General features: G+C 64.7%; 18 protein-coding genes. 6 read left to right on the top strand and 12 right to left on the bottom strand.

Translation table 11 applies throughout. The features are described from left to right. Nucleotides 1–30: 30 nt before the first annotated feature. Nucleotides 31–492, top strand: coding sequence for an Lrp/AsnC ligand binding domain-containing protein (locus IVB29_RS12605; RefSeq protein WP_247503693.1), 462 nt, complete (start codon nucleotides 31–33; stop codon nucleotides 490–492). A gap of 171 nt (nucleotides 493–663) precedes the next feature. Here the strand turns inward: IVB29_RS12605 and IVB29_RS12600 are convergent, their stop codons facing one another. The 4 genes from IVB29_RS12600 to IVB29_RS12585 form a co-directional block, all read right to left on the bottom strand. After that, the gene (locus IVB29_RS12600) at nucleotides 664–864 is read right to left on the bottom strand and encodes a cold-shock protein (RefSeq protein ID WP_247503692.1); all 201 of its coding nucleotides are present in this window, start codon (nucleotides 862–864) and stop codon (nucleotides 664–666) included. Nucleotides 865–1276: 412 nt separating this feature from the next. Further along, a complete protein-coding gene (locus IVB29_RS12595) occupies nucleotides 1277–1585 on the bottom strand; it encodes a cytochrome c (protein WP_247503691.1) in 309 nt (102 codons plus the stop codon). Between the two features lie 12 nt (nucleotides 1586–1597). Further along, nucleotides 1598–2797: a molybdopterin-dependent oxidoreductase gene (locus IVB29_RS12590; RefSeq protein WP_247503690.1), complete on the bottom strand. Its 1200-nt coding sequence runs from the start codon at nucleotides 2795–2797 to the stop codon at nucleotides 1598–1600. Nucleotides 2798–3037: 240 nt separating this feature from the next. After that, nucleotides 3038–4771, bottom strand: a complete 1734-nt coding sequence (locus IVB29_RS12585; protein ID WP_247503689.1) for an adenylate/guanylate cyclase domain-containing protein — start codon at nucleotides 4769–4771, stop codon at nucleotides 3038–3040. A 217-nt stretch (nucleotides 4772–4988) separates the two neighbouring features. On the opposite strand from IVB29_RS12585, the gene IVB29_RS12580 reads away from it, so the two are divergent. Beyond that, entirely contained in the window at nucleotides 4989–6554 is a 1566-nt protein-coding gene (locus tag IVB29_RS12580; RefSeq protein ID WP_247504300.1) for a glycosyltransferase family 39 protein, read from the top strand. Between the two features lie 180 nt (nucleotides 6555–6734). On the opposite strand, the gene IVB29_RS12575 is transcribed toward IVB29_RS12580, so the two are convergent. Together IVB29_RS12575 and IVB29_RS12570 are read right to left on the bottom strand one after the other, a co-directional pair. Beyond that, a complete protein-coding gene (locus IVB29_RS12575) occupies nucleotides 6735–7763 on the bottom strand; it encodes a TIGR01620 family protein (protein ID WP_247503688.1) in 1029 nt (342 codons plus the stop codon). Next, the gene (locus IVB29_RS12570; RefSeq protein WP_247503687.1) at nucleotides 7760–9229 is read right to left on the bottom strand and encodes a YcjX family protein; all 1470 of its coding nucleotides are present in this window, start codon (nucleotides 9227–9229) and stop codon (nucleotides 7760–7762) included. Before IVB29_RS12570 ends, IVB29_RS12575 begins: the two co-directional genes overlap by 4 nt. Before the next feature lie 181 nt (nucleotides 9230–9410). On the opposite strand from IVB29_RS12570, the gene IVB29_RS12565 reads away from it, so the two are divergent. Both IVB29_RS12565 and IVB29_RS12560 read left to right on the top strand, forming a co-directional pair. Beyond that, nucleotides 9411–10106, top strand: a complete 696-nt coding sequence (locus IVB29_RS12565; protein ID WP_247503686.1) for a hemolysin III family protein — start codon at nucleotides 9411–9413, stop codon at nucleotides 10104–10106. 73 nt (nucleotides 10107–10179) lie between these two features. Further along, the gene (locus IVB29_RS12560) at nucleotides 10180–10974 is read left to right on the top strand and encodes an SDR family oxidoreductase (protein ID WP_247503685.1); all 795 of its coding nucleotides are present in this window, start codon (nucleotides 10180–10182) and stop codon (nucleotides 10972–10974) included. A 139-nt stretch (nucleotides 10975–11113) separates the two neighbouring features. Here IVB29_RS12560 and IVB29_RS12555 read toward each other — a convergent pair whose 3' ends face one another. Further along, nucleotides 11114–11575 (bottom strand): MarR family transcriptional regulator, encoded by a 462-nt coding sequence (locus IVB29_RS12555; protein ID WP_247503683.1) that lies wholly within the window; start codon nucleotides 11573–11575, stop codon nucleotides 11114–11116. 75 nt (nucleotides 11576–11650) lie between these two features. On the opposite strand from IVB29_RS12555, the gene IVB29_RS12550 reads away from it, so the two are divergent. Continuing rightward, nucleotides 11651–12427: a glucose 1-dehydrogenase gene (locus IVB29_RS12550; RefSeq protein ID WP_247503682.1), complete on the top strand. Its 777-nt coding sequence runs from the start codon at nucleotides 11651–11653 to the stop codon at nucleotides 12425–12427. Nucleotides 12428–12431: 4 nt separating this feature from the next. Here IVB29_RS12550 and mdlC read toward each other — a convergent pair whose 3' ends face one another. The 4 genes from mdlC to IVB29_RS12530 all read right to left on the bottom strand — a co-directional run bounded on the left by mdlC (nucleotide 12432) and on the right by IVB29_RS12530 (nucleotide 17338). Next, nucleotides 12432–14054 (bottom strand): benzoylformate decarboxylase, encoded by a 1623-nt coding sequence (mdlC, locus tag IVB29_RS12545; protein ID WP_247503681.1) that lies wholly within the window; start codon nucleotides 14052–14054, stop codon nucleotides 12432–12434. A 141-nt stretch (nucleotides 14055–14195) separates the two neighbouring features. Continuing rightward, nucleotides 14196–15047 (bottom strand): MaoC family dehydratase N-terminal domain-containing protein, encoded by an 852-nt coding sequence (locus IVB29_RS12540; protein ID WP_247503680.1) that lies wholly within the window; start codon nucleotides 15045–15047, stop codon nucleotides 14196–14198. 14 nt (nucleotides 15048–15061) lie between these two features. Next, entirely contained in the window at nucleotides 15062–16159 is a 1098-nt protein-coding gene (locus IVB29_RS12535) for a CaiB/BaiF CoA-transferase family protein (protein ID WP_247503679.1), read from the bottom strand. Between the two features lie 9 nt (nucleotides 16160–16168). Further along, the gene (locus IVB29_RS12530; RefSeq protein WP_247503678.1) at nucleotides 16169–17338 is read right to left on the bottom strand and encodes an acyl-CoA dehydrogenase family protein; all 1170 of its coding nucleotides are present in this window, start codon (nucleotides 17336–17338) and stop codon (nucleotides 16169–16171) included. 125 nt (nucleotides 17339–17463) lie between these two features. On the opposite strand from IVB29_RS12530, the gene IVB29_RS12525 reads away from it, so the two are divergent. Continuing rightward, entirely contained in the window at nucleotides 17464–18384 is a 921-nt protein-coding gene (locus tag IVB29_RS12525) for a LysR substrate-binding domain-containing protein (RefSeq protein ID WP_247503677.1), read from the top strand. 230 nt (nucleotides 18385–18614) lie between these two features. On the opposite strand, the gene IVB29_RS12520 is transcribed toward IVB29_RS12525, so the two are convergent. Continuing rightward, nucleotides 18615–19889, bottom strand: coding sequence for a cytochrome P450 (locus IVB29_RS12520; protein WP_247503676.1), 1275 nt, complete (start codon nucleotides 19887–19889; stop codon nucleotides 18615–18617). Nucleotides 19890–20014: the final 125 nt, after the last annotated feature.

Raw genomic sequence — 20014 nt, 5'->3', positions numbered from 1 at the left:
AAGATAGACATCGCTCCAGCCAGATAAAATATGGAACTCGATCGCATCGACCGGAGAATCCTCTCTATTTTGCAGGAAGATGGGCGCATCGCCAATGTCGAGCTCGCCGAACGCATCGGGCTGTCGCCGACCTCGATCGGCGAGCGGCTGAAGCGGTTGCAGCGGGAGGGCTTTATTGAGGGCTACGGCGCGCGGCTCAATCCGCACCGGCTTGGCCTCGGTCTTCTGGTGTTCGTCGAGGTGCTGCTCGACAAGACCACGCCGGATAATTTCGAGCGTTTCGCGCGCGCGGTGAAACTCGCGCCCGAAGTGCTGGAGTGTCACATGGTTGCCGGCGGCTTCGACTATCTTGTGAAGGCGCGGCTCGCGGACATGACGGCGTATCGACGCTTCCTCGGCGAGACCCTGCTGTCGATGCCGGGTGTGCGCGAGACGCGGACCTATGCGGTGATGGAAGAGATCAAGCGCGACGCACCGTTGCCGGTGGGCTAGGGAAATGCCGTCGCGATTGTCATTGCCGTGGCGTTGAACGGGCGGTCTTCGCGGACAAAATACCTCTCCGTGTGCAGTCGCAACGCCTGTCGTCGAATGCACTGACCGTCTTTTAAAATTTTCTTGGCCCTGCTCGCGGATCGATCCGGGAGGCGGCAAAAGCCGATGGGCTTATACTTTGAGGTTCTCTGCGGAGCTCTTGCCTCGGTTAGCGATCTCTTCGTATTCCACCGTCTGTCCTTCGTTCAGGGACGACAGACCGGCTTTCTGAACTGCCGAGATATGCACGAACACATCCTTGCCGCCCGACGCAGGCTGGATAAATCCATAACCCTTCGTCGGGTTGAACCACTTGACCGTACCTTTGGGCATCACGTCTTCTCCGCGGGTCTTCCTCCGAGATCTCGAACCGCCAGTCCCCGCCAACCGGCCGGTTCGGTCCTAACAGGATACGCGGATTGTGGTCGGCTTGGTAGCTCAAACCACATCTGCCTTTCGCCGAATTCCGCTCAACTTCGCGGCGTTTCTACCGGTTTTGCCCGTTTCGCGGTCAATTGACCGAGACGGCACGCGCAGTGCTGTAGGACGAGAGTCGCGGTTCTTCCTTACCCTCCCCTGGAGGGGGAGGGTCGCTGCGCATGGAGCGAAGCGCAATGCGCAGCGGGGTGGGGTGACGGTCTATCCGCGGTGAGCACTGCCCGAGTGGAGAGATCACCCCACCCCGCTCGCGCTACGCGCGATCGACCCTCCCCCTCCAGGGGAGGGTAAGAAAGCGCGCCATCCGTCAATACGTCGTGGCCAGATAATCGACAATCTTGCCGACATCGGCATCGTCGATCGGTGCGCCATAGACCTTGATCATCTTGGTCACCTCGGCCTGCCAGAAGGCCTTCTTGTCCTTCATCGGCGGCTGCGTGTTGATGTAGTCGGACGAGTGGCAGGCGGTGCAATTGCCCTGCACGATTTCGAGATTGGGCCCGGGCTTGAACGCCGCGACCTCATCGGGGGTCTTGTAATTGACCGGTGCCGCGAGTGCTGAACTTGACCAGGCGGCGAAGGCGAGCGTGCTGGCGAGGAGAACGGTGCGCTGCATGATCATTCTCCCTCAGGCCACGCTGACGCGGACGGTTTCGACGACGTTGCGCAGATAACCCGCCGGATTCCAGCGCGGCGTATCCGGCTGCGTCTCGCCGCCATTGCCGGTGGCGCGAACCTTCAGCTCGGCCTGGCCGGCCGCGAGCTTCACCGGCAGCATCCATTCGCGGAAGGAGTATTTGCCGAGATCCTTGCCGAGCTTGGCGCTCGTCCAGGTCTTGCCGCTATCGGTCGAGACCTGGACATCCTTGATGCCCTTGCCGCCGTCGAACGCGATGCCGCGCAAGGTCGTGCGTCCCGCCTTCAGCTTGGCGCCGTCGGGCACGTTGGTGATGAAGGAGCGGATGGTGAAGCGGTTGATCGGGATCGTCGCCTTTGGCGCAGTGCCCGGCTCGATCGCATTGTTCGGCGTATCGGGAATCCGGTAGGCCGACTTCATCCAGAAGCCATCGAACACGTTATCGACGACGGTGATCTCGTTGAGGTGCTTGACCCAGTAGGTGCCGTAATAGCCGGGCACGACCAGGCGGAGCGGGAAGCCGTTGAGGAACGGCAAATCCTCGCCATTCATGCCATAGGCGAGCATCACCTCGCCGTCGGTGGCGTGATCGAGATCGAGCGCCTTGACGAAGTCGGGCGTCTTGTCGCTGACCGGACCATCCATGCCGCCGAACGTCACCTGTTTGGCGCCGCTCTGCACGCCCGCCATTTCCAACACCGTCTTCAGCGGCACGCCGCGCCAGCGCGCATTGCCCATCGCGCCATTGGCGAGCTGGCCGCCGGCAACGCGCGGCTCTACGAGGCCACGGCTGTTGCCGGAGCACTGGTTGACGGCGACGATCTCCGTCGCCTTCATCTTCCTGATGTCCTTGAGCGACAGCTTGAGCGGCTTGTCGACCTTGCCCTTGACCTGAAGCGTGAACGTGTCGGGGTCGAGATTGTAGGGCAAGTCGGACAGATGATAGCGCACGAAGAACGCATTGTTCGGCGTCAGCGGGCCGTCGTTGAAGATCGCAAACGGCGTCTCGAGCTGCGGCGGCCGGCTGGTCAGCCCGATCATCGGCCGCTTCTGCGGAAATTTCACCAACGGCCGTTCGCCATTGGCGAAGGGCAGCGTCACGGTGTCGAGTGCCAGCGCCTTTCTGGAATTCAGTGTGGCCCCAAGTGTGGCCAGGCCCGCCCCTTTGAGCAGGTCGCGTCGATCGAACATTGGTTCTCCTCCCGGAGCTTTTCGTTGGACCAGCGGTCATCACCGCGATCCTGTGTCCATCTGTCGCAACGACTCAGTTGAAGTCAATTCGTGCTTTCGCAGCAGGCCCATGCCGTTGCATTGCAGCAAGCCGGTGTTGCGCGATGATTACTCTCGTGCGGCGGATCAATGGCGCGGCAGACTCGCCGCTCCCTCGCCCGCAAGCGGGAGAGGGAGCGCACCTCTTACCTGGTTCGCGCCTCATGCCGCGACGCGCGCGCCGTGATCGACCAGCGCCGCCAGCCCCCTCGCGTCCGCCACCACACGCACGGCCATCGGTTCGTCGCGGCCGCGGATCGCGACCTCCTGTTGCGGCAGCGAATCGTCGGCAAGGCCGGCGGTACGGCGGACTTCCTCGGAGACGATGGCCTCGCAGGCCAGCGTCTTGGTCATGTCCTGGAGCCGGGCGGCGACATTGACGGCATCGCCGAGCGCCGTAAACACGATGTGATCGCGATAGCCGATATCGCCGATGATGACCTCGCCGCCGTGAATGCCGATGCCGAAGCGGATCGGCTGGCGCAGATCGTGGCTCAGGAGCTCATTGAGCTCGTCGATATGCACGGCGATGCTGCCGGCAGCCTTCAGCGCCTGCTGGCAGGCGTCTTGCGGATCGGCCGTGAGCCCAAACAGCGCCAGCATGCCGTCGCCGACGAACTGGTTCGGCTGGCCGCCATTCTCGATCACGGCCTGCGAGACCGCGCCGAGGAAGCGGTTGACGATGAAGACGGTGTCGAACGGCAGCCGCTTCTCGGCAAGCTGCGTCGAGCCGCGCATGTCCACGAACAGGCTAACGAGATAGCGCTCCTGGCCGATCCTGGCTGATGTCGAGGCCTGCCCGTCCGCCGACAGCGTCTGCGGCGTGAACAGCTGGAAGAACGAGAGATCGGAATCCGGCCGGAGCTGGCAGGCAAGCCGGATCGAGGGATCGGTGGTGCCGACGCGGGTCAGCACGAAGGCCTCGCGCTGCGAGGGCTCGGGCAGGGCGCCATGATCGCCGATGATGCGGATGCGGCAGGTCGAGCAGCGGGCGCGGCCGCCGCAGACGCTGGCATGGGGAACGTTGTGGCGCAGGCTCGCTTCCAGCACGGAGAGGCCCTTGGGGACCCGCAACGTTTTGCCGTTGCCGTAGGACAGCGCGATCATGCCGCCGCGCCGTTCGCGCCAGGCACGCACGCCGCGCGCCGCCAGCACCAAAGCGAGCAGGCCGACATAGCCGATGGTGAGGCCGCCGGTGATGCGGTCGAGCGTCTCGGCCTCAGCCGTCGTGCCGAGCTGGCGGCGGGTGAGATTGTGCGTACGCCACTCTCCGTCGTCGGCCTCGATCTGGACACTGCGGCCGCCCTGGTAGACGCCGAGCAGCGCCAGGGTCGGGATCAGCACCGCGGCCGCGAGCAGATAGGGCGCCGCGCGCTTGAAGAACGGTTTCAGGCGAAGCCAGAAATAGATGCCGATGCAGCCGTGCACCCAAGCGATGATCAGCAGGATCGTCATGGTCCAGATGCGGTTCGACGCGACAAAGAACAGATAGAGCTCCTGCGGATAGAGCTTCTGGTGCCCGTACAGCGTCTGGCCGAGCCGCACGCCGATCACATGCGCCATGACGAGGGCGGGGATGCTCAAGCCCAGCACCAGCTGGAGCGGTTCGACCGTCCGCCAGCGGAACTGCCGGCGCTGATACAACGCGTAGACGCCGAGCCCCATGTGGGTGAGCGCGGCCGCGTAGAACACGATCGCGACGGGGAGGAACTGCCAGAACAGCGTGTGGTAGTAGACCCCGATCTCCATGGCATCGACCGAGATGTTGCCGAGCGCATGGTTGAGGAAATGGCTGACCACATAGGCGAACAGGATGATTCCGCAGACCAGCCGCACCTGCCGCACGCTGGTGGCGCGGGACAGTTCGGAGAAGCGTGAGGATGCGGTGGCGGCCATGATTCGCTTGTATCAGTTCAAGAAGGAGAACAGCCAGCCTAGCGTTTAATTCCGGGGGTGGACAGGTTCGGGGATCACATGCGCGGCAAGCCCCCGCCGTCGTCCCGGGTCTGCGCTTCGCTTGCCCGGGACGACATCGCATGTGGAGCCCCCGACATTGACTCCCCCTCCCAGGTTGGCGAAAAGCGCGGCCGTGACGACAGTTCCTGACATCACCATGCCCCCCGGCGGCGCCGCGCGCCGGCCCCTCGTCATCGCCGTGCTGGTCATCGCCGCGATGACGCTGCTGCGCATCGTCTACGCCTCGGGACTCGAGCTGCGCACCGACGAGGCCTATTACTGGACCTGGTCGAAAGAGACGGCGCTGAGCTTCCTCGATCATCCCCCCATGATCGCCTGGTTCATCCGCTTCGGCACCGCGATCTTCGGCGACACCGTGCTTGGCGTGCGCTTTGGCGGCATCGTCGCGATGCTGGTGACGCAGCTGCTGCTTGCCGACATCGTCCGCCGCCTCACCCATGATGCACGCGCGGTGATGTTTGCGGTGCTGATGCCGGAGGCTGCGCTCTATTACGGCCTGCTGATGGCCAAGGTCGCGCCCGACGTCGCCATGATCCCGTTCGCGGTGGCGATGATGTGGTCGCTGGTGCGGCTCGCGCAGAGCGGCGACGGACGCTGGTGGCTCGCGGCCGGTCTGTTCGCCGGGCTGTCGATGCTGTCGAAATTCACCGCCATCATGTTCGCGCCCGCGGTGGCTGCTTTTTTGCTGGTGCCGGATTGGCGCTGGCGCTGGCTGCGCAGCCCGTATCCTTATCTCGCAGTGCTGGTCGCGATCGCTATGTTCTCGCCGGTGCTGATCTGGAACGCGCAGCACGACTGGGCCTCGTTCCGTTTTCAGGGCGTGCGCGCCACCGCCAATTACGGCATCTCATGGCGGACTGTCGGCGACTACATTGGCCTGCAGTTCGGCCTGGTCGGATTCGTGATGCTGCCGGTGGTGCTGACAGGGCTGGTGCTGACGGCATGGCGCGGCTATCGCACGCGCGAGCCGGTCGCGATCCTGTTGTCGACCGCGGTGCTGGTGCCGTTTCTCTATTTCCTCTTCAAGTCGCTGACGCTCAGGGTCGGCGACACCTGGCCGATGTTCATGTGGCCGGTCGGTTTTGCCGCTGCGGCCGTGAACCTCGTCATGCTGTCACGTGAAAACTGGCCGGCGCGGCTGATCCGGTCGAGCCTGTTCTGGCTCAACACGGCCGTCGTGTCGGGCATCGCCTTCGTCGTCATCGTGTTCCTATATTACGTCGCCGCGCCCTGGAATTTCCTCGGCAAGATCGATCCCGTAGGCGCCGAAGCCGGCTACGAGCAGGTCGCGGCGCGTGCGCAGGCGGCACTGGATGAGACCGGCGCGACCTGGATCGCCACCACGGACTATCGCACCTACGCCATGATGCGCTGGCTGTTCCGGGGCCGGGTGCCCGTCATCGAGATCAGCGAACGGGGCCGCTTCCAGGAGTTTGGCGATCCCGGCATGGATCGGATCAAGGAGCACGCCGGAATCTATGTCGGCCGCGAGCCGGACAATCGCGCGTCTGTGTGGGAGAACATCCCCGCCAAGCGCGCGCAGCTCGGCCAGGTCGAGCGCCGCTGGCGCGGCGTTCTGACCGATACCTATGTGATTGAAAAGCTCACCGGCTGGACCCCGGAGCTGTCACCGCCGAAGGACTCGCCGCTGTTTTGGTGGCGCGTGCTGGCGGGGGAGATTGAAGGGCGTTCGCTCGCCTAGCGCGGCGCGCTTCTTCCTTCTCCCCTTGCGGGAGAGGTGGCGCGAAGCGCCGGATGAGGGGTATCTATCCATACGGATAGATCTGTATTCGCGGAGAGAGACCCCTCACCCGTCTCGCCGCTATGCGGCGGGCCACCCTTTCCCACAAGGGGCGAGGGTGCAGCGAGCGCGTGGCGTCCGCTACTCCTCCTCGTCCTTCTTCCGCAACAAATCCGTCGCGAGATCCGACAGTTTTGGCGGCGGCAACGCCGCGAAGGGCAGCGGCCGTGTTACGTCGATCGCAGCCAAACCCAGCCGCGCCGTCAGCAATCCGTTCAGCACGCCTTCGCCCAGCCGCTGCGACAGCTTCGCCACGATCCCATGCCCGAGCATCTGCTGCACCAGGCTGTCGCTCGCGGCCATGCCGCCGGTGATGGCGAGATGGGCGATGACGTGGCGGAGCAGGCGGATCATGCCGAGCGCGCCGGGGCGGCCGCCATAGAGAAAGGCGAGCTGGCGGATCAGGCGGAGCGACGCCACGAACACGAACAGCACGTCGATCAGCGCGCGCGGCGACACCGCGGTTACGATCGAGACTTTTTGCGCGGCTGACGATACCAGCCGCCGCGCCTCCGCATCCAGCGGTGACATCAACTCGCGCTCCGCGAGCCGGATCATGTCGGCGCCGTCGATGATCTCGCCGGCGTGGCTCTCCAGCGTGGCGCGGGCGCGCGCGAGCTGCGGATTCTGGTGCGCGATCTTGAGCAGGTCCTGCACGATGATCCGGCTCTCCCTGCGCTCGTCGCTGGCCAGGACGGCGGCCGCGCGCTGATGCAGTTTTTCGATGGTGGCAAGGCGCGCCAGCCCAAACGCCTCGCGTCCGATTACCACCGCGAGTGCGAGCGCGGTGACGAAGGCGAAGGCAACGCCCACGAAGCCGAGGCTTTCGCTGCGCGCAAACAGATCCTCGATCAGATGCACGACGCCAAGCCCGGTGCCGAGCAGCGTTAGCCCGGCGAGCCCGCACCAGAACAGCGCGCCCCAGGGAAAGCCGCGCCGCGCCGGAAGCGCGGGATCGATCGGCACCGGCAGCGTTGATGGATCGTGCTCCGGCGTGATCTGGATGGTGGTACGGCCGAGCCGGGCCGCCTCGTCAACCTCGGTGACGACGACGCCGGGATCGTCGAGCCGGAACGTCGCCGGCCGCCGTGGCTTTGATCGGTCGTTCATGACAGCCTGTCTCCGATCAGGAACTGCAAGGCACGGTCGAGGCGGATGTGTGGCAGCGTCGGCTCGTCATTGCCCTCGCGTTCGAGCTTTGGCGGGCGGAAGCGCAGGAAGCGGAAATCGCTCTTCTCGGCGGCTTCAGTCGACAACCCGCGGAATGCATCGGTGCCGTTGAACAGCGGTTCGGGATCCAGCGGCAGGTCGCCCGGAAAGGTCGCCACCTCGGTGTTGCCGTCGAAGAATGCGCCGCCGGCGCTTTCGCCGGCCGCCGGCGTTCCCAGGATCGACGGCAATTTGTCGCCGCCATGCGCGACCTGCGCTTCGCGGGTGGCGCGGACGGCGGCGAGCGCGACGACGTCGATCTGCGCACCGGTATCTTCCGCGCGCGCAACAGCGCGGGTCACAGCCCGGCGCAGTACGGCCTCGAGCCGGTCGTGGCTCGAATGGTGCAGATGGTCCGCCTTGGTCGCCGCGAACAGGACGCGGTCAATGCGCGGCTTGAACATGCTGGAGAGAAAGGTGCTGCGGCCGATGCGGAAGGAATCGAGAATGCCGGCAAGCGCGGCTTCGAGATCGTGCAGCGCCTCGGGGCCGGAGTTGAACGCGGCGAGCGCATCGGCCAGCACGATCTGGCGATCGAGCCGCGCAAAATGATCCCTGAAGAACGGCCGCACCACGACGTCCTTGTAGGCCTCATAGCGGCGCACCATCATCGCCCATAACGATCCCTCCGGTGCCTGGCCGCCTGGGGGGACGTCGAGCGGCGCAAAGGTCAGCGCCGGTGTGTCTTTGAGATTGCCGGGCATCAGGAAGCGGCCGGGCGGCAGCAGGCTCATCGCAAAACGCTCGTCGCGGCAGGCTTGCAAATAGTCCCTGAACAGCTTTGCGGCCGTCAGCGTCGCCTGCTCGTCCTCGCGCGCCTCGGGCTTCAGCGTTGCAAGGTGCGCGTGCCAGTCGGCGGCAAGATGCGCGCGCGGCGTCTCGCGCGACAGCGCCAGGCTTTCAGCGGACCATTGCTCAAAACTCTTTTGCAGCAGCGGCAGGTCGAGCAGCCATTCGCCGGGATAGTCGACGATGTCGAGCGTCAGGGTGCGGTCGGCGCCGTTCGGGCGCTGGTAGTCGATGACGAGGCGCAGCTCGCTGATGTCGACCGTCGAGTTCGGCCAGCGCCGCTCCTCGATCAGCGCGCGCAGATGGTTCTCATAGGCAAAGCGCGGCACGGCATCGTCGGGCTGCGGTGCCAGATTTGCCCGCGCGATCCGGCCCGAGGCATAGGCCTCGAACACCGGAAACCGGCCGCCGCGCGTCAGGCCATGGATCAGCGCGGTGATGAATACGGTCTTACCGGCCCGCGACAGGCCGGTGACGCCAAGCCGCACCGTCGGGTTGAAGAAGTGCTCGCCATAGTCGATCAGCGCCCGGGCCGACAGGCGCGCTTCTTCGACCATATCCTGGAAAGTGAATGCCATGTGAACGCTGAGGATCCCGGGGCGGGCGGAAATGTGAGACTGTTCACAAAAGTGGCAATTGCATCGGGAAAATCAAGCTTCATACTTCCACCGCCTTTGTCGGTAAATCAGCCGATTGAACGACGCGGCGGTCTGCGGAGACCGATAGAAGAGTGGCCTTGTATTTGCCTTGTGGATTGCCATGACCGTCTTCAGATTGAAACAACTCGCATCCCATTCCGTCCACGCCGCGGCCGACGCGGTGGCCTGGCATTACGACCGCGCGGAACTGGTCGCCGACGGTGTCATCCACGCCATCGGCGTGCTCTCGGGCATCGTCGCCGCGACCGTGCTGGTGGTGTTGGCGGTGGTCTATGCCGACGCCACCGACATCGTCGGCGTCTCGATCTATGTCGCGGGCCTGCTCTCGATGCTGGTGCTGTCGGCGACCTATAATCTCTGGCCGGTCTCGCCCGTCAAATGGGCGCTACGGCGGTTCGACCATTCCGCCATCTATCTCCTGATCGCCGCGACCTACACGCCGTTCATCCTGGAGCTGAAGGACAGCGTGTTCGCGCTGGCGCTGCTGGTCTGCGTTTGGTGCGTGGCGATCCTGGGCATCGTGCTGAAGCTTCGCTATCCCGGGCGGTTCGACCGCGTTGCCGTCGGCATCTACCTCGCCATGGGCTGGAGCGGCGTCATGCTTTACGACAGCGTGGTCAAGGCGCTGCCTGCGCTGGTGCTGGACTTCATCGTTGCGGGCGGTCTGCTCTACAGTTTTGGTGTGATCTTCCACGCCTGGCGGCGGCTGCGCTTCCAGAATGCGATCTGGCACGGCTTTGTCTTGGCCGGCGCCGCATGCCATTATACCGCGGTGCTCGACCTCGTGTTGAGCTGAGCTAAGTTCCGCGAAGCGGCATAAGCAAGCGGCATACAAGCGAAGCGCTGTATGAAAAGAGGGGAGACGTCGCATGCAGGTGACCGGCAAGGTCGTGGTCGTCACGGGCGGCGCTAACGGCATCGGCAAGGCGCTGTGCGAAGCGTTTCATAGAGCGGGTGCCGCCAAAATCGTCGTCGCCGACATGGACGCCGCCAACGCGAGGGCGGTCGCGGCCACGGTCGATGGCGCCGCTTTCAGATGCGACGTCGCGCAGGAAAAAGAGATCGCCCATGTCATCGAGGAGACCGAGCGGCAGTTCGGCCCGATCGCCCTGTTTTGCTCCAATGCCGGCATCGGCGGCGGCTTCGATCCGATGTCGGTCAATGCCGGCGGCGCCTCGGACGAGCCGTGGCAGCGTAGCTGGGCGATTCACGTTATGGCGCATGTCTACGCCGCGCGGCATCTCATCCCCCGCATGAAGGCACGCGGCGGCGGCTATTTCCTCAATACGATTTCGGCGGCAGGCCTGCTGTCGCAGGTCGGCAGTCCCGCTTATTCCACCACCAAGCACGCCGCGGTGGGCTTTGCGGAGAATCTCGCGATCTCGCACAAGGCGCACAACATCCGTGTCTCGGTCCTGTGCCCGCAGGGCGTCGACACCAACATGCTGCGCTCGATCCCCAAGGGCCCGCAATCCGGCGACGGCGATCTCACGCCCGAGCAGGTCGCGAAAGACGTGCTCGCCGGCCTCGAGCAGGAGACGTTTTTGATCCTGCCGCACCCGCAAGTGCTCGGCTACATGCGCAAGAAGACCGAAAATTACGACCGCTGGATCGGCGGCATGGCGAAGATCCAGGCCAGGATGCGGGAGGAGTTTGGGAAGTAGCCGACGTAGTTTCCGCGATTGACCCTGTCATGCCCCGCGAAGGCGGGGCATCCAGTACGCCGCGGCCTGTCGGTTCAACCACAACCGTTTCGGAGTACTGGATCGCCCGCCTTCGCGGGCGATGACACCGAGAGTGTGACTAAGCCGCCGCCTCCGCTTCGTTCTCGTCGCGGCGTTGCCGCAACGCCCGCGCATAGAGCATCATCCCCTCGCGCACCGTGAGCTGCTCCGCGTCCGACAGCACGGCCAACGCACCGCTCACCTGCTGCCGGCCAAATGTGTGCAGCGCCTCCAGCGTGCGGCGCCCCTTCGCCGTCAGCGACAGCAGCTTACTGCGGGCATCAAGCTCGTCCGGCGTCTCCCTGAGCTCGCCGCAATCGACCAGCTTGCGCACCAAGCGGCTGACGCTGGATTTCTCCAGCCGCAGGAAATCACCGAGCTCGCCCGAGGTCAACGGTCCGCGAATGCCGATCTCCAGAATGGTATGCACGGCCGATGGCGGATAGTCCGAGGCCGCCACCGTCGCATCCATGAAGCCAAGCTCGCGCACCATCAGGCGCGAGGCGGCGCGGATGTCGTCGATCAGCGAAAGCTCGGCCATCTTGACTCCAGGCATATAGTTGTATCATACAACTATATGCACGCAACGCCGCGCGCAAGCGTTTTGGAGTGGGTCATGAGCGGAACATTGCCGGCCGGTCAGCGGATGAGGGGCAAGGTCTGCCTCGTCACGGGCGGCGGCAGCGGTATCGGCCGCGCCACGGCGCTTCGAATGGCATCGGAAGGCGCGGACGCGATCATCGTCGCGGGCCGCCGCGAGGCCGAGATCGAGACTGCCGCCGCGGCGTGCCGCGAACTTGGTGCTGAAGCGATTGCGATCAGGACCGACATCACGCGCGAGGACGACGTCGCGCGCCTCGTCGGCACGGCGGTTGAGCGTTGCGGCCGGCTCGACGTCGCCTTCAATAATGCCGGCTTCCAGGAGCGCCGTGCGCCGCTGGAAGAGCAGGGCATGGATATCTATGACAGCGTGTTCGACACCAATGTCCGCGCGCTATTCCTGTGCCTGCGCCACCAATTGCCGGCGATGCTGGCGCAGGGACGCGGCAGCATCGTCGTCAATGCCTCGGTCAGCGGCGTGCGCAATCCCAATCCCGGCTTTTCGCTCTATTCGGCCTCGAAGGCCGCCGCGATCTCGCTGACACGGTCGGCGGCGATGGAGAACGCGCCGCGCGGCATCCGCATCAATGCGATCGCGCCGGGCCGCGTCGTCACCGACATGATGCTGCGCGCCGGCGTCGGCGACATCGCGACGGTGAGCGCCGGCCTGCCGCTGCGGCGCATGGGGAGCCCGGAGGAGGTCGCGGAGGCCGTGGTGTGGCTGACGTCCGACGCGTCGTCTTACATCGTCGGACACGTGCTCGCGGCGGACGGGGGGTTTTTGGCGTCGTAATGCCCTAATGCTTCTGTCCGTAAAGCACCGGCACCGCCGAATCCACCACGACCTCCACGAGGCTCGTCCCCTTGAACGCCATCCCGCGCTTAAGCGCCTCGCCGAGTTCCGCGGCCTTGCTCACCCGCACCGCATCGCAGCCCATGCCCTCGGCCAGCCGCACGAAATCGATCCCCGGCAGTTCCAGTCCCGGCACGTTCCTCACCTGCATCACCTGGCTGAACGAGCGCATCGCGCCGTAGCCGGAATTGTTGATGACGACGATCGTGAGTGGCAGCTTTCGTTGGACTGCGGTCCACAGTGCCTGGATCGAGTACATCGCCGAGCCGTCGCCGATCAGGCAGACTGTGCGGCTGTTCGGCTTGCCCAGCGCCATGCCGACGGCGGCGGGCAGGGAGTAGCCGAGGCCGCCGCTCGACATCGTGTAGAAACTGTCCTGGCCGCGCATCGGCATGAACTTTTGCATCGCCGGACGGTGGGAGGGCACTTCCTCGACCAGCGAGCTACCATCCGGCATCGCCTGCGAGAGGGAATGCAGCAGGAAGTCGACCGGCAACGGATCGGCGGCCTGCGGTGCCGGCGGAAGCGTGCGGCCTTTTGGCGTCGTGCGTTTGCTCTCCGGCAGCAGGTCGAGCAGCATGCTCAGTGCGGGCTTCATGGTGGCGATGATGCTGGTGCCGACCGGCGTGACCGCCGCCGCATCCGGATCATCCGTGATCTGGAAAATCGTCGCGCCGCCGTCGAAGATCGCCGCATGGCCTTCGACGTGGAACGTAAACACCGGCGCGCCGATGACGACGACCACATCGTGCTCGCGTAGCGCATCGGACAGTTGCGCGGGTGAAGCGTGCAGGAAGCCCGCGAATTGCGGATGCCGCTCGGGGAAGGAGCAGCGCGCCGAGAACGGGCTGACCCAGACGCTGGCCTTCGTCTTCTCGGCGACGCACACCATCAAATCGACCGCGCCGGCGCGGTCGATTCCGGGGCCGACGACGAGCGCAGGGTGTTTTGCGGAGCCGAGCGCTGCGACCAGCGCTTTCATCGCGTCCGGCTCCGGCCCGATCTCGCGGCTGACCTTGCGTGCTTCGACCGGCACCGTGGCATGCGCCCAATCGTCGATCGGCACTGACACGAAGGTCGGCCCGCAGGGCGGCTGCATCGCGGTGTAATAGGCCCGCGCGATCGCCGCAGGCACGTCCTCGGGCCGCGCTGGCTCGACGCTATATTTGACGTAAGGCCGCGGAAACTCCGAGGCCCGCTCGGCATAGAGGAAGGCCTGCAGCGGCAGGATCGAGCGCGCCTGCTGGCCCGCGGTGATCACGAGCGGCGTCTGGTTGCGATGCGCGGTGTAGATGTTGCCGAGCGCATTGCCGACGCCGGCCGCCGAATGCAGATTGACGAAGCCCGCATTGCGCGTCGCTTGCGCGTAGCCATCGGCCATGCCGACCGCGGAGGCTTCCTGGAGCGCCAGCACGTAGTCGATGTCGTCGGGCCAGTCGCTCAGGAACGGCAGCTCGGTCGAGCCGGGATTGCCGAACACGCGTTTGATGCCGAAGGAGCGCAGCAGGTCGAGAGTCGCCTGCTTGACGGTGACGGACTTGCTGCCGGTCTTGCCGTTCTTTGACATGGTTTCCGTCCCCTGTTGTGTATCGACGCTATCAGCCCCACCCCGTCATTGCGAGCGCAGCGAAGCAATCCAGAGTGTCACCGCGGTGACAGTCTGGATTGCTTCGTCGCAAGAGCTCCTCGCAATGACGAGGAGAGAGCGTCACCACACCGCCGTGCCCTTCATCGTCGGCTGTCCTTCCGCGTTCGCGGTCCACAGTTCCATGCCCGCCTCGGTCTCGTTGGCGTTGACGGAGAACTCCGTGCCCTCGAACAGCGGCTGCAAGCCGCGATAGGTAAACTTCCTCGGCGCCTCGCCGCCATGCAGCTTCGCGGCCATCTCGATGATCAGCGCCGCCTGCAACGGCCCGTGGAAGATCAGGCCCGGATAGCCCTCCACCTTGGTCACGTAATCGCGGTCGTAATGGATGCGGTGGCCGTTGAAGGTCAGCGCCGAATAACGAAACAGCAGCACGGGGTCCGACACATGCGTCTCGCGGTGCTGCGCCGTTGGCGGCGGTGGCGGGGCCTTGCCGCCGGCGGGCGCACTGCTCGTCATCTCGCGATAGACGATATCCTGCCGTTCGCGGATGGCTGTGCCGCGCGGCGAGGAGATGCTGTGCTCGACCGAGACGAAGCACAGCGTGCCGGTCGAGCCTGATTTCACCTGCACATCGGCGATCCGCGAGGTCCGCGTCGATTCATCGCCAACCTGTAATGGCTGCAAGAACTCGATCTCGCCGCCGGCCCACATCCGGCGCGGCAGCGGCACCGGCGGCAGGAAGCCGCCGCGGGTCGGATGGCCGTCGGGGCCGAGCATCGACATCGGAAACACCGGCTGCGCCAGGCACCAGTGCACCGTAAGCGGCGCGGCATCGCCCTTTTTGGGTTCGCCGACGTCCTGGAACAGTGTCGCGCGCAGACCCATGACGAGCTGCGCGGTGACGATGTCGGTGGCCTCGGTGCTGCGGCCGATCCATTGCCTGAGATGATCGATGTCGAGCTTCTCGGTCATGACGCCTCGCTCTGTTACTTCTTGGGACGTTCGCCGATGGCGGGCACGGCGCCGTAGGCGCGGGTCTCGCCGACGATGATCGGCGCCGGCGCGGGATAGCTGACACGCCCCTGCGGCGTGTCGACCTCGATGCGGCGCAGATGCGGATGGTTGGAGAGGTCGGCCATGGTGTTGACCTCGGCAAAGGCGATGTCGGCATCCGACAGCCGCTTCAGCAGCTCGTCGCGCGTCATCTTGCCGAAGGCATCCGCGACCGTCGTGTCGGTGAAGTCGCGATTGCGCACGCGCTCGACCATATTGGCGACGCGCGGATCGGCCGGAAGATCGGGCTGGTCCAGAACCTTCACGCAAAGTGTCTTCCACTCGCGCTCGCTCTGGATCGAGATCAGGATGTCCTTGCCGTCGCTGGAGGTGAACACGCCATAGGGCGCGATCGAGGGATGCCGCAGGCCCATGCGCTTGGGCGGATTGCCGGCCTCGGAGTTGAGCAGCGGCACCGTGCACCAGTCGGCCATCACGTCGAACATGGAAATGCGGATGTCGGCACCCTTGCCGGTGCGGCCGCGGCCGATCAGCGCCTCCAGAATCGCCGCATGCGCAGTCGCGCCGGTCGCGACGTCGACGATCGACATGCCGACGCGCGAGGCGCCATCCGGATTGCCGGTGATCGAGGCAAGGCCGCTCTCGGCCTGGATCAAGAGATCATAGGCCTTGCGATGCGCATAAGGACCTTCATCGCCATAGCCGGTGATCGTGCACGAGATCAGCTTCGGATAGTCCTTTAGCAAACGCTCGCGCGAAAAGCCGAGCTTGTCCATCGAGCCCGGCTTGAGGTTCTGGATCAGCACGTCGGCGCTGGCGATCAGCTTCTCCAGCTCGGCGCAGCCTTCTTTCGTGGCGAGATCGACCACGGCGGATTGCTTGCCGCGGTTGAGCCAGACGAAATAGCTGCTCTGCCCCTTGGCCGCCGCGTCATAGCCGCGGGCGAAATCGCCCTCGGGCCGCTCGATCTTGATCACCTCCGCGCCTGCATCCGCCAGCCGCGAGGAGCAGAACGGCGCCGCCACCGCCTGCTCGACCGCGATCACCCTGATCCCGTCAAGTGCTCCCATGGTGCGACCTCAGTACGAGCGGGGCATGCCGAGCACATGCTCGGCGATGAAGGACAGCACCAGGTTGGTCGAGATCGGCGCCACCTGATAGAGCCGCGTCTCGCGGAATTTGCGCTCGACGTCGTATTCCTCCGCGAAGCCGAAGCCACCATGGGTCTGGACGCAGGCATTCGCCGCTTCCCATGACGCATCCGCCGCCAACATCTTGGCCATGTTGGCCTCCGCGCCGCAGTCCAGGCCAGCTTCGTATTTGCGCGTCGCTTCCTTCACCATCAATTCGGCCGCGCGCATCGCGGCGTAAGCCTTGGCGATCGGGAATTGAATGCCCTGGTTCTGCCCGATCGGCCGGCCGAACACTGCGCGCTCCTTGGCATAGTTCGTCGCCTTCGCGATGAACCATTTTGCATCGCCGACGCATTCGGCCGCGATCAAAATGCGCTCGGCATTCATGCCGGAGAGGATGTAACGAAAGCCCTTGCCTTCCTCGCCGATCAGATTCTCCGCCGGCACCTTCATGTCGGTAAAAAACACTTCGGTGGTAGCATGGTTCATCATGGTGCGGATCGGGCGGATCTCGAGGCCCTTGTTCTTGGCCTCGCGCATGTCGACGATGAACACGGAGAGTCCATCCGTGCGCTTCTTGACCTCGTCCTTCGGCGTGGTGCGCGCCAGCAGGAGCATCAGGTCGGAATGCTCGGCGCGGCTCGTCCAGATCTTCTGGCCGTTGACGATGTAGCCGGCATTGCCGTCCTTGCGTGCAAACGTTTTGAGCGAGGTCGTGTCGGTGCCGCTGGTCGGCTCGGTGACGCCGAACGCCTGAAGCCGCAATTCGCCGCTCGCGACCTTCGGCAGATATTTTGCCTTCTGCTCGTCGCTGCCGTGCCGCAGCACCGTGCCCATCGTGTACATCTGGGCGTGGCAGCCGCCGCCATTGCAGCCGGCGCGCTGGATCTCTTCGAGGATCGCCGCCGCGGCCGAAAGCTTCAGGCCCGCGCCGCCATATTCCTCGGGGATCAGCACCGAGAGATAGCCGGCCTCAGTCAGCGCGTCGACGAAGGCCTTGGGGTAGGCCATCTCGCGATCGAGTTTGCGCCAATATTCGCCGGGAAACTGCGCGCAAAGCTTTGCGACGGCTTCGCGGATGTCGGAATGATCTTCGGTGTGGTGGTCTTCACTCATGGCGTTTCCCATCGATGGCGGCAGTCAAGATAACGCCGGCCAATCCTCTGGCGTTGTGAAAACATCGCCAGCCCCCTATGCTCATTTGCTATAGCGTATGAAGTAGCCTTCCAGGATTGGCAAGCATGGATTTCCGGCAGCTCAGGACCTTCAGTTGCGTGGCGGAGCTCGGCAGTCTGAGCAAGGCGTCCGACACGTTGCGCGTGGCGCAGCCGGCGCTGAGCCGGCAGATCAAGCTTTTGGAACACGAGCTGCGCGTGGAGCTGTTCACACGCAACGGCCGCGGCATGGTGCTGACCGAGGCCGGGCACCTGCTGCTGGCGCGCACCTCCGGCATCGTGCGGCAACTCGACCAGATCCGCGATGACATCCAGTCGGCCAAGGGGCCGCCGTCGGGCCAGGTCGTGCTTGGCCTCGTTCCAACCGTGAGCTGCGTGCTGTCGGCGCGCTTCGCGCGGCGCTGCGTCGAAAAATATCCCGGCATCTCGCTGCGCATCGTCGAGAGCTACAGCGGTCATATCGTCGAATGGCTGCATCGCGGCGAGATGGATCTCGCCATCCTCTACGGCCGTTCCGCCGATCTGCATCTCAACGTACAGAGCCTCGGCCGCGACAACATCGTCGCGGTCGGCCCGCGTGGCTGCGGTCTCGCGCGCAAGAAGAACGTCGACATTGGCTGGCTGCTGCGGCAGCGGCTGGTGCTGCCCAGTCATTCCCACGGCCTCCGCGCGTTGATCGAGCACGCCGCCGCGCAGCGCAAGATCAAGCTCAACGTCCAGCTGGAAGCAGATTCGTTTCGCGTGCTGACGAGCCTGGTCGAGGAAGGCCTCGGCTTTGCGCTGTTGCCGCCCTCGTCGGTCCATGGCGAGGTCGCGGACGGACGGCTGGAAACCGCTGTCGTCTCGAAGCCGATGACGCGCGAGCTCATTTTCGCCTCTCCGATCGACCGCCCGGCCTCGACGGCCTCGCTGGCGGTCACAACGCTCTTGCGCGAGGAGGTCGCCGCCTGCCGCAAGGAAGGGGTTTGGGACATCAAGTTGAGTTAGATGCCGTGTGGTAGAACAATCGCGCGCGAGTTTGCCTTCGCATCTTGCGCGACCTGTCATGCCGGAATTTTATAGCTGGTCCATCGCCGCGCTTGCCGATGCGGCCGTGACGCGCATGCGCATCCAATAACTCGTCATTGCGGGCGTAGCGAAGCAATCCAGAAGCCCTCCGCGGTGGCAGTCTGGATTGCTTCGTCGCAAGGGCTCCTCGCAATGACGGAGGATAGAGCTCAGCCCGGAATCCGCACCGGCAGCGACTCATATCCCTTGATGAAACTCGAATAGATCCGCTTGGGCTCGCCGACCACCTCGATCCGGTCGAAGCGCTTCAGCATCTCCTCCCAGACGATCTTCAACTGAAGCTCGGCCAGCCGCATGCCGACGCAGCGGTGGATGCCGAAGCCGAATGAAAGATGGGTGCGTGGCCGCGGGCGGTCGATGATGAAGTCGTTCGGCTGCTCGAACATCTCGTCGTCGCGATTGCCGGAGACGTACCACATCACGACGCGGTCGCCTTTCTTGATCTGCTTGCCGCCGATCTCGGTGTCGGCAAGCGCCGTGCGTCGCATGTGCGCCAGCGGCGTCTGCCAGCGGATCACCTCCGGCACCATGGAATCGATCAGCTCCGGATTGGCGCGCAGCATCTCGTACTGGTCCGGATTCTCGTTCAGCGCCAGCACCGAGCCGGTCATGGTGTTGCGGGTGGTGTCGTTGCCGCCGACGATGAGCAGGATGATGTTGCCCATCAAATTGTCGGGATCCATGAAGCGCGTGGCATCGTTATGCGCCATCAGCGACAAGAGATCGTTGCGCGGCGCGGAATTGACGCGCTCGTTCCACAGCTTCGACATGTAGGCGTAGCATTCGTCCATCTCGCGGCGGCGCTCTTCGGCCGACGCAACGATGCCGCTCTTGGGCAGCGCGGTCGCGACATCCGACCAGCGTGTCAGCTTGCGCCGCTCTTCCCAGGGGAAATCGAACAGGGTCGCCAGCATCTGCGTCGTCAGCTCGATCGAGACGCGCTCGACGAAATTGAAGGTCTCGTTGCGCGGCAGATTGTCCAGCACGGCCTGCGCGCGCTGGCGGATCAGTTTTGCCAGCTCGTCCAGATGCGTCGGCGTGAACATCGGCGACACCGTCTTGCGCTGCGACGAATGCGTGGGCTGGTCCATCGCGATGAAGCTCGGCCAGTCATAGCCCTGCGGCACGTCGCGAATCCCGATGCCGCCGAGCGTCGAGTCCGAGGAGAAGACGCCGTGACTGGTGTCGACATGCATGATGTCGTTGTATTTCACCACCGACCAGTACGGATCGATTGGCGCATTGGTGCAGTAATGCACCGGCTCTTCCTTGCGCAGCCGTTCGAACCACGGCCACAGCGTGTCGTCCTGGAACAGCCTGGGCGCGCCGGGGTGGAATTGCGCAAGCGGCGTCGCATAGGCCTCCTCGCGGGCCCTGCGCATGCGTTCGGCCTTGTCCACTTTAACCGGCGCTTGGATGTTCATGGTGGTGGCTCCAGTGTTTCTCTGTCTTCACCTCTCCCCGCTTGCGGGGAGAGGTCGGAATTCAAGCTTCGCTTGAATTCCGGGTGAGGGGGACTCTCCGCGAGTCCAATTCTCTCCGTCCCCGT

Source organism: Bradyrhizobium sp. 1, from assembly GCF_023073315.1.
Classification (GTDB): Bacteria; Pseudomonadota; Alphaproteobacteria; order Rhizobiales; family Xanthobacteraceae; genus Bradyrhizobium.
The sequence above is the reverse complement of the archived record's forward strand: the minus strand, read 5'-3'. Positions and strand labels throughout refer to the sequence as shown.